Annotated in this window: 11 protein-coding genes; 3 read left to right on the top strand and 8 right to left on the bottom strand. The window is 74.4% G+C overall.

The window, feature by feature from the left end; translation table 11 throughout:
* Positions 1–135: 135 nt before the first annotated feature.
* From AB0K65_RS31925 to AB0K65_RS31900, 6 genes are all read right to left on the bottom strand, one after another.
* Positions 136–1302: an RNA polymerase sigma factor gene (locus AB0K65_RS31925; protein ID WP_365722726.1), complete on the bottom strand. Its 1167-nt coding sequence runs from the start codon at positions 1300–1302 to the stop codon at positions 136–138.
* Between the two features lie 96 nt (positions 1303–1398).
* On the bottom strand, positions 1399–3291 hold the full coding sequence (dnaG, locus tag AB0K65_RS31920; RefSeq protein ID WP_365722724.1) for a DNA primase: 1893 nt from the start codon (positions 3289–3291) through the stop codon (positions 1399–1401).
* 71 nt (positions 3292–3362) lie between these two features.
* Positions 3363–4622, bottom strand: coding sequence for an FAD-dependent oxidoreductase (locus AB0K65_RS31915; protein WP_365722722.1), 1260 nt, complete (start codon positions 4620–4622; stop codon positions 3363–3365).
* Positions 4623–4798: 176 nt separating this feature from the next.
* On the bottom strand, positions 4799–6088 hold the full coding sequence (locus tag AB0K65_RS31910) for a deoxyguanosinetriphosphate triphosphohydrolase (RefSeq protein WP_365722720.1): 1290 nt from the start codon (positions 6086–6088) through the stop codon (positions 4799–4801).
* Positions 6089–6125: 37 nt separating this feature from the next.
* A complete protein-coding gene (locus tag AB0K65_RS31905; protein ID WP_365722718.1) occupies positions 6126–6899 on the bottom strand; it encodes a sirohydrochlorin chelatase in 774 nt (257 codons plus the stop codon).
* Between the two features lie 290 nt (positions 6900–7189).
* Positions 7190–7882, bottom strand: coding sequence for a hypothetical protein (locus AB0K65_RS31900; protein WP_365722717.1), 693 nt, complete (start codon positions 7880–7882; stop codon positions 7190–7192).
* A gap of 61 nt (positions 7883–7943) precedes the next feature.
* On the opposite strand from AB0K65_RS31900, the gene AB0K65_RS31895 reads away from it, so the two are divergent.
* From AB0K65_RS31895 to AB0K65_RS31885, 3 genes are all read left to right on the top strand, one after another.
* Positions 7944–8669 carry an aquaporin gene (locus AB0K65_RS31895; RefSeq protein ID WP_365722716.1) on the top strand — a complete coding sequence of 242 codons (726 nt, stop codon included), beginning with the start codon at positions 7944–7946 and terminating at the stop codon, positions 8667–8669.
* A 46-nt stretch (positions 8670–8715) separates the two neighbouring features.
* Positions 8716–9441 carry an ElyC/SanA/YdcF family protein gene (locus AB0K65_RS31890; RefSeq protein ID WP_365722715.1) on the top strand — a complete coding sequence of 242 codons (726 nt, stop codon included), beginning with the start codon at positions 8716–8718 and terminating at the stop codon, positions 9439–9441.
* Positions 9442–9713: 272 nt separating this feature from the next.
* Positions 9714–11879, top strand: coding sequence for a molybdopterin oxidoreductase family protein (locus tag AB0K65_RS31885; protein ID WP_365722713.1), 2166 nt, complete (start codon positions 9714–9716; stop codon positions 11877–11879).
* Here the strand turns inward: AB0K65_RS31885 and AB0K65_RS31880 are convergent.
* Both AB0K65_RS31880 and cutA read right to left on the bottom strand, forming a co-directional pair.
* The gene (locus tag AB0K65_RS31880) at positions 11833–12336 is read right to left on the bottom strand and encodes a gamma-glutamylcyclotransferase family protein (protein ID WP_365722711.1); all 504 of its coding nucleotides are present in this window, start codon (positions 12334–12336) and stop codon (positions 11833–11835) included. The genes AB0K65_RS31885 and AB0K65_RS31880 overlap by 47 nt on opposite strands.
* Positions 12333–12656: a divalent-cation tolerance protein CutA gene (gene cutA / locus AB0K65_RS31875; RefSeq protein ID WP_365722709.1), complete on the bottom strand. Its 324-nt coding sequence runs from the start codon at positions 12654–12656 to the stop codon at positions 12333–12335. Before cutA ends, AB0K65_RS31880 begins: the two co-directional genes overlap by 4 nt.
* Positions 12657–12725 lie beyond the last annotated feature (69 nt).

The raw sequence follows: 12725 nt of genomic DNA, 5'->3' as shown, positions 1-12725 counted from the left end.
TACGCCGCCCAGTTCGCCCAGGCGGTCGCCGAGGTCGACTGAGCCGCCGGCCGGTGAGGTGACCGTCCGGCCGGGTGCCCCGTACCGCGCGGGACGCGGCACGGGGCGCCCCGCGCAGGCCGCCGCGGGACGGCCTCAGTCGAGGTAGCCGCGCAGCTGATCGGCGAAGGCGTGGTCCCGCAGCTTGCCGAGGGTCTTGGACTCGATCTGGCGGATGCGTTCGCGGGTCACGCCGAAGAGGCGTCCGATCTCCTCCAGGGTGCGGGGCCGGCCGTCGTCGAGGCCGTAGCGGAGCTGGACGACCTTGCGTTCCCGCTCGCCGAGGGTGGAGAGGACCGCCTCCAGGTGTTCGCGCAGCAGGAGGAAGGCGGCGGACTCGACGGGGGACGCGGCGTCGCCGTCCTCGATCAGGTCGCCGAGGGCGACGTCGTCCTCCTCGCCCACCGGGGCGTGCAGGGAGACCGGTTCCTGGGCGAGCCGCAGGACCTCCCCGACCCGTTCGGGGGCCAGGTCGAGCTGGGCGGCGACCTCTTCGGGCGTGGGTTCGTAGCCGCGTTCCTGGAGCATCCGTCGCTGGACGCGGACGACCCGGTTGATGAGTTCCACGACGTGGACGGGGACGCGGATGGTCCGGGCCTGGTCGGCGAGGGCCCGGGACATCGCCTGGCGGATCCACCAGGTCGCGTACGTCGAGAACTTGTAGCCGCGGGCGTAGTCGAACTTCTCCACGGCCCTGATGAGGCCCAGATTGCCCTCCTGGACCAGGTCGAGCATGGTCAGGCCGCGCCCGACGTACCGCTTGGCGACGGAGACGACGAGCCGCAGATTGGCCTCGATGAGCCGGCGCTTGGCCATCCGCCCCATCACGACGAGCCGGTCCAGGTCGAGGGCGAGCTGGGAGTCCAGGTCGGCGGCTGAGGCGAGCCGCTCCTCGGCGAAGAGACCGGCCTCGACGCGGCGGGCGAGCTCGACCTCCTCGGCGGCCGAGAGCAGGGGTATGCGGCCTATCTCGCGCAGGTACTGGCGGAAGAGGTCGGAGGAGGGCCCGCTGCCGCCGGCGTCGGCCCGGCGGGGGGCTGTCTCCGGTTCGGGCGCCTCGTCCGCGAAGTCGGCGGGCTCGGCGGGCTCGGCGGGTTCCGCCGCCTCGGAGGGCTCCGGCGCCTCCGCGCGCGGGGCGGCCGGCCGTTCGGGCGCGACGTCCGTCGGGGACAGGGTCTGGGTCTGCACGGGGGCGACCTCCAGGTGATCGCTGCCGGTGCTCCGGGGGCTCAGGCACCGCCCCCAGTGTGGGGTACGACACATCGCCGCCACGAGGGGCGTGCGGTGACTTTTTGAGTTCGGCGGGTCACCGAACGTCAGAGCCGGCGGGGAGGCCCGCCGAAGCTCTCGCAGGAGGCGTCAGAGCGCCGCCGCCCCGTTGTTCCGCAGCGACTGGCCGTACTGGGTCAGGACCCACAGCTCGTTCTGCACGGCAGCCAGCCGCTCCGGGTCGCCGTTCGCGCCGAGGCGGGCGAGGGTGCCCTGCACGTCGCGGATGCGGCGGTCGACCGCGCGCAGCCGGACCGTGACGAGCTGGTCGCCGGCGTACGCCTCGTCGACGACCTTGGCGAAGATCGCCTCGACGGCGAGTTCGGTGACGAGCGCCCGGACGGTGTCGTTGGGCGCGGCCTCGCGGACGGTGGCCAGATAGTCGGAGGGGGCGCCGGTGGCGCCGCCCGCGTCCTGGATGCACTGGCGCACGGCGGCGTAGGGCGGGGCGGTGAACTCGTCGATGCCGTACGCGTCGAAGGCCGGGGAGACCAGTTCGGGGCGCTGGAGGGCCAGTTTCAGCAGCTCACGTTCGGTGCGGTGGGCGGGGCTGCGCAGATTGAGGGCCGGGCCGGACTGGGCGGCGGGCGCCTGGATCTGCGCGGGGGCCTGGCGGCCGCGCTCGGCGGAGGCCGGGCCCCGGCCGCCCCGGTCGCGTGACCAGCGGGCGATCTGGGCGACGCGCCTGACGACGAACGGGGTGTCGAGGATGCCGAGCATGCCGGCGAGCTGGACGGCGACCTCGTGCTGGGAGGCCACGTTCTTGATCCGGGCGACGACCGGGGCCGCCTCGTCCAGGGCGGCGGCCCGGCCGGCCGGGGTCTCCAGGTCGTAGCGGCCGACGATCTGGCGCAGGGCGAACTCGAAGAGCGGGGTGCGCGGCTCGACGAGGTCGGCGACGGCCTGGTCGCCCTTGGCGAGGCGCAGGTCGCAGGGGTCCATGCCGTCGGGGGCGATGGCGATGTACGTCTCGGCGGCGAACTTCTGGTCGTCCTCGAAGGCCCGCAGGGCGGCCTTCTGTCCGGCGGCGTCGCCGTCGAAGGTGAAGATCACGCGGGCCGAGCCGTTGTCCATCAGGAGCCGGCGCAGGATCTTGATGTGGTCGCCGCCGAAGGCGGTGCCGCAGGTGGCGATCGCGGTGGTGACGCCGGCGAGGTGGCAGGCCATGACGTCGGTGTAGCCCTCGACGACGACGGCCCTGCTGACCTTGGCGATGTCCTTCTTCGCCAGGTCGATGCCGTAGAGGACCTGGGACTTCTTGTAGATCGGCGTCTCGGGGGTGTTGAGGTACTTGGGGCCGTTGTCGTCGTCGCGCAGTTTGCGCGCGCCGAAGCCGACGACCTCGCCGCCGACGTCCCGGATCGGCCACATGAGGCGGCCGCGGAAGCGGTCGATGGGGCCGCGGCGGCCTTCCTGGGAGAGACCGGAGAGGATCAGCTCCTTGTCGGAGAAGCCCTTGCCGCGCAGGTAGCGGGTGAGGTGATCCCAGCCGGCCGGGGAGTAGCCGACGCCGAAGTGCTCCGCCGCCGCCTGGTCGAAGCCGCGCTCGGCGAGGAACTTGCGGCCGATCTCGGCCTCGGCACCGCCGAGTTGCTCGGCGTAGAACTGGGCCGCGGCCTTGTGTGCCTCCACCAGGCGGATCCGCTCGCCGCGCTGGTGGCCGGGGTTGTAACCGCCTTCCTCGTACCGCAGGGTGATGCCCGCCTTGGCGGCGAGGCGCTCGACCGTCTCCGAGAAGGAGAGGTGGTCGATCTTCATCACGAAGGCGATGGTGTCGCCGCCCTCCTGGCAGCCGAAGCAGTGGAACAGGCCCTTGGCGGGGCTGACCTGGAAGGAGGGGGACTTCTCGTCGTGGAAGGGGCACAGGCCCTTCAGATTGCCGCCGCCGGCGTTGCGCAGCTGGAGGTACTCGGACACGACGGCGTCGATCGGGACCGCGTCCCGTACCGCCTTCACGTCGTCATCGTTGATCCTGCCTGCCACGCGTGAAGTCTACGGCCGGTCCGGGCGGCCGCCCCCACGGGCGACGCCGCCGGCGGCGGGCGGCAGGCGGGTCAGGCGAGGCTCTCCAGGGGGACGGAGGGGTCGGCGAGGGCGTCCGGGTCCAGCCGCGCGCCGGATCGGATGAGGCGCTGGATCCGCTCTGTGACGTCCCACACATTCACGTTCATGCCGGCGAGCACCTTGCGGTCCTTCAGCCAGAAGGCGATGAACTGCCGCTTGCCGGCGTCGCCGCGCAGGACGACCTGGTCGTACGAGCCGGGCGGCGCCCAGCCGGAGTACTCCATGCCCAGGTCGTACTGGTCGGAGAAGAAGTAGGGGACGCGGTCGTAGGAGACCGTGCGGCCGAGCATGGCGCGGGCGGCGGCGGGGCCGCCGTTGAGGGCGTTGGCCCAGTGCTCGACGCGCAGTCGGGTGTGCAGCAGCGGGTGGTGGGCCGCGGCGACGTCGCCGGCCGCGAAGATCTCCGGGTCGGAGGTGCGCAGCGACTCGTCGACGGCGATGCCGCCGCCGTGAGCCCGGTCGACGAGGGCGAGCCCGGCGGCTTCGGCGAGGGCGGTGCGGGGGGCCGCTCCGATGGCGGCGAGGACGGCGTGGGCGGGGTGCTCCTCGCCGTCGTCGGTGCGGACGGCGAGGACCATGCCGTCCTGGCCGACGATCTCGGTGAGCCGGGCGCCGAAGTGGAAGCGGACGCCGTGCTCGGTGTGCAGGTCGGCGAAGAGCTGGCCCAGCTCGGGCCCGAGGACGTGGTGGAGGGGGGCGGGCTCGGACTCGACGACGGTGACCTCGGCGCCGTAGCCGCGGGCGGCGGCGGCGACCTCGAGGCCGATCCAGCCCGCGCCGGCGATCACCAGATGGCCGTTGTCGCGGCCGAGGCCCGCGAGGACCTGCCGGAGCCGGTCGGCGTGGGCGAGCCGGCGCAGGTGGTGGACGCCGGCGAGGGCGGTGCCGGGGATGTCGAGGCGGCGGGGCTCGGCGCCGGTCGCGAGGAGCAGCCGGTCGTAGCGGATGGCGGTGCCGTCGCCGAGCCGCACGGTGCGGGCCTCGCGGTCGACGGCGGTGACGGGCTGGCCGAGGTGCAGCTCGATGTCGTTCGCCGCGTACCAGGCGGGCTCGTGGACGAAGACGGTGTCCCGCTCCTCCTTGCCGCTGAGATACCCCTTGGACAGGGGCGGGCGTTCGTACGGATGGTCGCGCTCGTCGCCGATGAGGATGACCCGGCCGTTGTACCCCTCCGACCGGAGCGTCTGCGCCGCCTTGGCTCCGGCGAGCCCTCCGCCGACGATGACGAAGGTCTGATCTGCGTCGACCACGTTGATTCCTCCTCGTTGCGACCGGTTCCACGCTACGCCTCCGGGCGTTCGGCGAGCCGTACCGCCCCGGACCCCCGGACGAGCCTCCCGTACGCAGGGTGATGACGGAAGGGGGCGGGCCGGCGGTCGGGCCTCCCCCGGCCCGGCGGTGGGCCGCCCGTGGCGCGGCGGCGGGGCTACGCGTGGCGCGGGCGGAGGCGGGCGTGGAGGGCGCGGGCGGAGGCGTCGGTGAGGGAGGAGATCTGGTCTACGATCACCCGCTTGCGCGACCGGTCGTCGGCGGCGGCGTCGTACAGGGCGCGGAACTGCGGGTCGAGCCCTTCGGGAGCGCGTGCGGTGAGCCCCTCGGCGAGTTCGGCGAGGACGACGCGCTGGTCGGCGCGGAGGACCTCCTGCTCGGCGCGCTGCATGACGTACCGGTCGGCGACGGCCTTGAGGACGGCGCATTCGTTGCGGGTCTCGCGGGGGACGACCAGTTCGGCGGCGTACCGGGTGAGGCGGCCGGTGCCGTACCGCTCGCGGGTGGCGCCTTCGGCGGCGAGGCAGAAGCGGCCGATCAGCTGGCTGGTGGCGTCCTTGAGGCGGGCCTGGGCGACCGCCGATCCGTCGTAGCCGTGCGGCCACCAGTCCTGCTCGACGAGGCGGTCGAGGGCGGCGGCGAGTTCGGCCGGGTCGGTGTCCGACGGGACGTAGCGTCCGACGGCGACGGTCCAGATGTCGGCGCGCTCGGGTTCGGCGAAGAGCATGTTCGGGTCGATGTGGCCGGCGTGCAGTCCGTCCTCGAAGTCGTGGACGGAGTAGGCCACGTCGTCGGACCAGTCCATGACCTGGGCCTCGAAGCACTTGCGGTGCTCGGGGGCGCCCTGCCGGACCCAGTCGAAGACCGGGAGGTCGTCCTCGTACACCCCGAACTTCGGCGAGTGCGGGTCGTCGGGGTGACCGCCTCGCGCCCAGGGGTACTTGGTGGCCGCGTCGAGGGCGGCGCGGGTGAGGTTGAGGCCGACGCTGACGACGCCGCCGTCGGTCTCGACGAACCGCTTGGGCTCGATCCGGGTGAGGAGGCGGAGCGACTGGGCGTTGCCCTCGAAGCCGCCGCAGTCCTTGGCGAAGTCGTTGAGCGCCTGTTCGCCGTTGTGCCCGAAGGGCGGGTGGCCCATGTCGTGGGAGAGGCAGGCGGCTTCCACGAGGTCGGGGTCGCAGCCGAGGGCGGCGCCCAGCTCGCGTCCCACCTGGGCGCACTCCAGGGAGTGGGTGAGCCGGGTGCGGGGACTGGCGTCCCAGGCGTGGCTGCGGGTGCCGGGGGTGACGACCTGGGTCTTGCCGGCGAGGCGGCGCAGAGCGCTGGAGTGCAGCACGCGCGCACGGTCCCGCTGGAAGGCGGTGCGCCCGGGCCGTTTGTCGGGCTCCTGGGCCCAGCGCTCGGTCGCGGTGTCGTCATAGCCGGGGGTGTCCGTGATGCCTTCCATGCACCGAAGGTAACCGCCGGGACCGACAGGCATGCCCTCAGGCGGAGGCGAGTTCCCGCGGGCATGCCGGGAGGAGGGCGGCGAGGGCCCGGTCGTAGCGGTGCAGGACCAGGCGGGCGAGGGCGGGGTGGGCGCCGAGGGGGGCGGCGGCGATCCAGGGCGCCTCGGCGGCGGTGCGGGCGGCGAAGAGGCCGGGCGCGGTGAAGCAGGAGGCGACGGCGACGCGGTGCCGGCCGCGGGCGGCGAGGAGCCGTACCGCGTCCTGGACGGTGGGGGTGGCGGCGGAGGCGTAGGCGGGGACGACGGGAACCCCGCCGAGGCGTTCGCCGAGGAGCGCGGCGGTGCGGCGCATTCCGGCGAGGGACTCGGGGTCGCGGGAGCCGGCGGAGGCGAGGACGACGGCGGTGGCGCGCGAGGCGCTGTCGGCGGGGGTCCAGCCCGCTTCGGCGAGCCGGTCCGCGAGGGCCTCGACGAGCAGCGGGTGCGGGCCGAGGGGGGCGGCGATCCGGGTTCGTACGGCGGGCGCGGCGCCGGCGGCGGCGGGCAGGTCGTGCTTGACGTGGTAACCGCGTCCGAAGAGCAGCGGGACGAGTACGGCCTCGCGGTCGCCCGTCTCGCCGAGCGTGGCGAGCGTGTCGCCGAGGAGCGGGGCGTTCAACTCGACGTGGGCGAGCCGCACGTCGAGCGCGGGGCGCAGCTCCCTGACCCGGTCGAGCAGGAGGGCGAGGGCGGCGCGGGCCCGGGGGTCGCGGCTGCCGTGTCCCACGGCGATCAGGGTGGGGGCGGGGGTACGGGTGCCTCGGTCTTTCATGGGCGGGCGCGTTTCGTCGGGGGGCACGAGGGTCTCGACAGTGATTCGGCCGGGGCGCCCGGACGGATGCACCCGGCCGGGACCGGCGCCGAGTCGCGCCCTGATCCGGGCGAGCGGCTCGGCGGTGCTGTGGAACAGGGGGTGCGGCTCCGTCATGCACCGATCGTGACCCCGGCACGTTGCCTGCCCGTTGCGCGGACGTCACGAGTGTTTACGGCGCCCTCACCCGCCGCCGGGCCGGTGTGTCAGGCACCGGACCCGAACCGGCGCGCGGAAGCCCGGCCGTCGTGTCAGGCGCCGGTGTCGAGCCAGACGCGCAGGGGTCCGGTCTCCCGGAAGCCGAGGGAGAGGGCGGGGGGCAGGTCGTCCCCGGATTCGTAGCCGACGACGGGCCGGGTGGCGTCGGGCAGGGACAGGCAGCCGGCCCATGCCTCCGCCGGGTCGGTGCCCTCCGCGGCGAAGAGGTTGGAGACCCCGGTCACCGGCCCGCTGTCGCTGAGTACCGCGCCGCCGACGATCCGGTGGTCCGGGCCGTATCCGGCGACGATCGTCGTCGCGGGGTCGGCGAGCAGCGCGGGGCGGAAGAGGGCGGCCTCGTCGGGGTCGCCGCCGCTCCAGGCAGCCGCCCAGGCGGCGAGTTCCGCCGGGGTGCGGACCGGGCGCCACGCCGCCCGTACCGAGGGCACCGGGAGTCCCGCGGGACGGTGGATCCAGCGGGCCTCGAAGAGGATCCGGAAGCCGTCCGCCGCCAGGTCGAGGCGGGCGAAGGCGTCCTTGACCGACGCGCCGGGGGCGCCGCGGTCGATGCCGTCGAGCACGTCCCGGGCGGACGCCTCGGCGGTGAGCGTCACGGCGTCGGGGTAGTACGGCGGCGTCCGGCGGCTGTTGGTCCAGGCCTGCGGCGCGAAGGCGCCGGGGCGGCCGTGGGCACGGCACATCGCCTCGCACCACTCGGCGTTGTTGCGGACGGCATCCGTGATCATGCGCGGATCGTACAAGACCGCCTCTTCCCAACCTTCCACACTGCGGAATATATTTTCCACTATGAGAACCCCGTCGTCCGTTCCCCGGCTCCGCAGACGCGTCGCCGCCGAACTCGTGGGCACCGCCGCCCTGGTCGCCGTCATCATCGGGTCCGGCATCCGCGCCGACGCCCTCAGCGAGGACATCGCCGTACGGCTGCTGGCGAACTCGCTCGCCTCCGCCGTCGGGCTCGGCGTCCTCATCGCGCTCCTCGGGCCCCTCTCCGGGGCCCACTTCAACCCCGTCGTCACCCTCTCCGAGTGGTGGGCCCGCCGGGGCGAGGACCGGGCCCCCGACGTCCGCGAGGTCGGCCTCTACGTCGGTGCCCAGCTCGCCGGGGCCGTCGTGGGCGCCCTGCTCGCCGAGGCGATGTTCGGCCGGCCCCCGGGCGACTGGGCCACGCAGGTGCGCTCGGACACGCCCTTGCTGCTCGGTGAGACCGTGGCCACCGCCGGGCTCGTCCTGGTCGTCCAGGGCCTGCGCCGCATCGGCCGCCCCTCGCTCGCCCCGGTCGCCGTGGCCGCCTACATCGGGGCGGCCATCTGGTTCACCTCCTCCGGTTCCTTCGCCAACCCGGCGGCCACGGTCGGCCGCTCCCTCACCGACTCCTCCACCGGGATCGCCCCGGGCTCGCTGCCCGGCTTCATCGGGGCGCAGCTCCTCGGAGCCCTCCTCGGCATCGCCCTGGCCGCGGTTCTGTACGGGCACGACGAACCGAGAGGCCCCGTTCTGCGTCGAACGGGGTGACGGCGCGGGCGTGAACCGCGCAGACGGCATCCACGGAGGTTCGTCCATGCGACGCGTACGCCCACCCGCCCGGCCGAAGGGTCCCGGGCGGCCGAAGCGGTCCGTGGGGTGGCCGCTGCCCCGCACCACGCGGGCGCGCCGCCGCACGGCGCAGGCGCTGATGCTCGGGGCCGTCCTGGCGCTCGCCCCGGCGACCTGGATGCACGCCGCCGCCGACGGCCGGCTCCGCACCGCGGCCGACGTGCCCGCCCAGGACGTCGCCGTCGTCTTCGGCGCGGGCCTGTGGAAGGGCCGCCCCACGCCGTACCTCGCCCACCGGCTGGACACCGCCGCCGAGCTCTACCGCACGGGCAAGGTCAAGGTCGTCCTCGTCACCGGGGACAACAGCCGGGTCGCGTACGACGAGCCGGACGCCATGCGCGCCTACCTCACCGGGCAGGGGGTGCCGGACGGCCGGATCGTCAGCGACTACGCCGGCTTCGACACCTGGGACTCCTGCGTCCGCGCCAGGAAGATATTCGGCGTCGACCGGGCGGTCCTGGTGACCCAGGACTTCCACATCGAGAGGGCCGTCGCACTGTGCGGGGCGGCCGGCGTCGAGTCGTACGGTGTCGGGGTCGCCGAACCCCACGACGCCACCTGGTACTACGGCGGCACCCGGGAGCTGTTCGCGGCCGGCAAGGCGGCCCTGGACGCCGCCCTCCGCCCCGACCCGCACTTCCTCGGCGACCGCGAGCAGGGCGTGACGGAGGCCCTGGCCTCGGCGCGCTAGACGATCCGCGCCGACCGCACCCGAAGAAAGAGCCAGGCGGTCCGCGCCCACCTCTCCGTCACAGCGCCGGGCCGCCCACGCCGAGCGGTCCCGCGAGAAGCGCCGAGCGGTGTGCGCCGACCGTCGCTCCCGTCAGGCCGGCGGGCACCGGCCGGGGTCCGCCGGGGCCGCCGCGGCCTCACCTCCGGTCGCCCGCGCGGCTGAGCACGATGCACCGCTCCCGTAATCCGGCGCGTCCCCGGACGTAACACGACCGTCGCACGCTTCCGTACATGTCCGAGGTCCTCACCACCCCCACGCACTGCCCCTACTGCGCCCTCCAGTGCGGTATGTCGCTCCGCCCCACCGGTGAGCGCTCCGGCGAGCGGTCCGTCGAGGTGGTCGAGCGCACCGACTTCCCCGTCAACCGGGGCGCGCTGTGCGGCAAGGGCCGCACCGCCCCGGCCGTACTCTCCTCCCGGGTCAGGCTGACCGAGCCCCTGGTCCGATGCCCTGACACAGGCGCACTGCGTCCGGCCACCTGGGAGGAGGCACTCGTCGCGGTGGCGGACGGGTTGCGCCGGACCCGTGCCGCGCACGGGCCGGACGCGGTGGGCGTCTTCGGCGGCGGCGGCCTCACCAACGAGAAGGCGTACACGCTCGGCAAGTTCGCCCGGCTCGTCCTCGGCACCTCGCAGATCGACTACAACGGCCGCTTCTGCATGTCGTCGGCCGCGGCCGCCCACGGCAAGGCGTTCGGGCTCGACCGGGGGCTCCCCTTCCCCCTGGAGGACATCCCGCGCACCGGCTGCGTCATCCTCGTCGGCTCCAACCTCGCCGAGACCATGCCGCCGGCCCTGCGCTACCTCACCGAACTCAAGGAGAACGGCGGCAAGCTGATCGTCGTCGATCCGCGCCGCACCAGGACCGCCGAGCAGGCCGACCTCCACCTCGCGCCCCGCCCCGGCACCGACCTCGCGCTCGCGCTCGGGCTCCTCCACCTGGTGGTGTCCGAGGGCCGCACCGACGAGGAGTTCATCCGGGAGCGTACGGAGGGCTGGGAGGCCGCGCGGGCCGGGGCGATGTCCCACTGGCCGGAGCTGGTCGAGCGGATCACCGGAGTGCCGGTGCCGCTGCTGCGGGACGCCATGCGGATGTTCTGCGACGCGGAGAGCGGGATGGTGCTCACCGCGCGGGGCCCCGAGCAGCAGGCCAAGGGCACCGACACGGTCGGCGCGTGGATCAATCTGTGCCTGGCGACGGGACGGGCGGGACGGCCGCTGAGCGGTTACGGCTGCCTCACCGGCCAGGGCAACGGACAGGGTGGCCGCGAGCACGGCCAGAAGGCCGACCAGCTCCCCGGCTACCGCAAGCTGACCGACCCCGCCGCGCGGGAGCACGTCGCGCGCGTGTGGGGGGTGGCGCCGGAGTCGCTGCCGGGCCCGGGACGCAGTGCGTACGAACTCCTCGACGCGCTCGGCGGGGACGTGAAGTCCCTTCTCGTCATGGCCTCCAACCCCGTGGTCTCCGCCCCGCGCGCCGCCCATGTCGAGGAACGCCTGCGCTCGCTGGACTTCCTGGTCGTCGCGGACGTCGTCCTGTCGGAGACCGCCGCGCTGGCCGACGTGGTGCTGCCCGTGACCCAGTGGGCGGAGGAGACCGGCACCATGACCAACCTGGAGGGCAGGGTGATCCTGCGGCAGCGGGCGATCACGCCGCCGCCCGGGGTCCGCAGCGACCTGGAGGTGCTGCACTCCCTCGCCGGGCTGCTCGGCTGGGAGAAGGGCTTCCCGACGGACCCCGAGGAGGTCTTCGACGAGCTCCGCCGCGCCTCGGCGGGCGGGCCCGCGGACTACTCGGGCATCAGCTACCGCCGCATCCGGGAGGAGAACGGCGTCTTCTGGCCCTGCCCGGACGTCACCGACGCGACGTCCGGTTCCGACGGGGCGGCCGAGGCGGAGGAGGCGGGCACGAGCCCCGTGGGCGTCCATCCGGGCACCCCGCGGCTGTTCCTCGACCGCTTCGCCACGCCCGACGGGCGGGCACGGTTCGTGGCCGTCGTCCACCGGGAGGCCGCCGAGGAGACGGACGCCGACTACCCCGTCGTGCTGACGACCGGGCGGGTCGTCTCCCACTACCAGTCCGGCGCGCAGACCCGGCGCGTCGACGAGCTGAACGCCGCCGCGCCCGGCTCCTTCGTGGAGCTCCATCCGCGGCTCGCCGACCGGCTGGGGGTGGCCGAGGGCGAGCGGGTCGCGGTGGTCTCGCGGCGCGGCCGGTCGGTGGCCCCCGCGCGGATCACCGCGGCCATCCGCCCGGACACCGTCTTCATGCCCTTCCACTGGCCGGGCGAGGGGCGCGCCAACACGCTGACGAATCCGGCGCTCGACCCCGACTCGCGGATGCCGGAGTTCAAGGTGTGCGCGGTCCGCCTCGAACGGGAGCGGCCGTCCGCCTGACCCAGTCGCCGCCGGGTATCACCGGCCCGGGCAGCGCGCCCGGCGCGGCGAGGTAGACCCAGGCCGGGACGGACACCCCGTCCCGGAGCCGGACCACCGTCCGTTCCACCCGCTCGTAGAGGTTGCGGGGATGGCCGGGGCCCCGGTACTCCTCCAGGCGGTCGAGCACGCCGAGCAGTTCGCCGTACGCGCCGGGGGCGGCCGTCACCAGGTCGCCTGCGATTCCGGGTACGGCCACGGGACCGTCACCGGTGCGGCCGTCGCCCCCGCCGTCGCCCCCCTCGGCGGTCCCGGCCGCGACGGCGTAGGGGTAGCCCGGACCGTCGTACAGCCGCGCACCCGGCAGCAGGGCGGGCTCCTCGCCGGCCGTGCGGCCCCGCAGGAACAGGCCGTGGTTGTACTGCCCCGGGCGCAGCGTCCCGTACACGAAGAACGGCAGCTCCCGCGCGGCCGTCACGGCGCGACCGTCTCCGCCGCGAGCCAGGCGAGATAGCCGGCAGAGCCCCTGACCACGGGTGTGGCGATGATCTCCGGCGTCTCGTAGTCGTGCGCCGCCAGGAGATGAGCTTCGAGGGCGGCATAGCAGGCGTCCGTCGTCTTGAAGAGCACCTGCCACTCCTCGCTCGTCTCGATCGCCCGCTGCCAGTGGTAGACGGAGGTCACGGGCCCGGAGATCTGGGCGCAGGCGGCGAGCCGCGCCTCCACGACGCCCCGGGCCAGCGCCTCGGCCTTGTCGGCGCTGTCGGTGGTGGTGAGTACGGTGAGTGCGAGGGTCACGCCCTCACCGTACCGAGGCGCCCGCCGGGCGCGCCCCCTTCAGGCCGCGGGCGCGAACTGGGCGGCGTG

Origin of the sequence: Streptomyces sp. NPDC053755 (assembly GCF_040677675.1) — a bacterium.
In the GTDB taxonomy this organism is placed as follows: Bacteria; Actinomycetota; Actinomycetes; order Streptomycetales; family Streptomycetaceae; genus Streptomyces.
The sequence above is the reverse complement of the archived record's forward strand: the minus strand, read 5'-3'. Positions and strand labels throughout refer to the sequence as shown.

Excerpts from the sequence above, each read along its gene's own strand:
- AB0K65_RS31925 (WP_365722726.1), bottom strand. The coding sequence starts at position 1,302 with ATGTGTCGTACCCCACACTGGGGGCGGTGCCTGAGCCCCCGGAGCACC.
- AB0K65_RS31910 (WP_365722720.1), bottom strand. The coding sequence starts at position 6,088 with ATGGAAGGCATCACGGACACCCCCGGCTATGACGACACCGCGACCGAG.
- AB0K65_RS31905 (WP_365722718.1), bottom strand. The coding sequence starts at position 6,899 with ATGAAAGACCGAGGCACCCGTACCCCCGCCCCCACCCTGATCGCCGTG.
- AB0K65_RS31900 (WP_365722717.1), bottom strand. The coding sequence starts at position 7,882 with ATGATCACGGATGCCGTCCGCAACAACGCCGAGTGGTGCGAGGCGATG.
- AB0K65_RS31895 (WP_365722716.1), top strand. The coding sequence starts at position 7,944 with ATGAGAACCCCGTCGTCCGTTCCCCGGCTCCGCAGACGCGTCGCCGCC.
- AB0K65_RS31890 (WP_365722715.1), top strand. The coding sequence starts at position 8,716 with ATGCGACGCGTACGCCCACCCGCCCGGCCGAAGGGTCCCGGGCGGCCG.
- AB0K65_RS31885 (WP_365722713.1), top strand. The coding sequence starts at position 9,714 with ATGTCCGAGGTCCTCACCACCCCCACGCACTGCCCCTACTGCGCCCTC.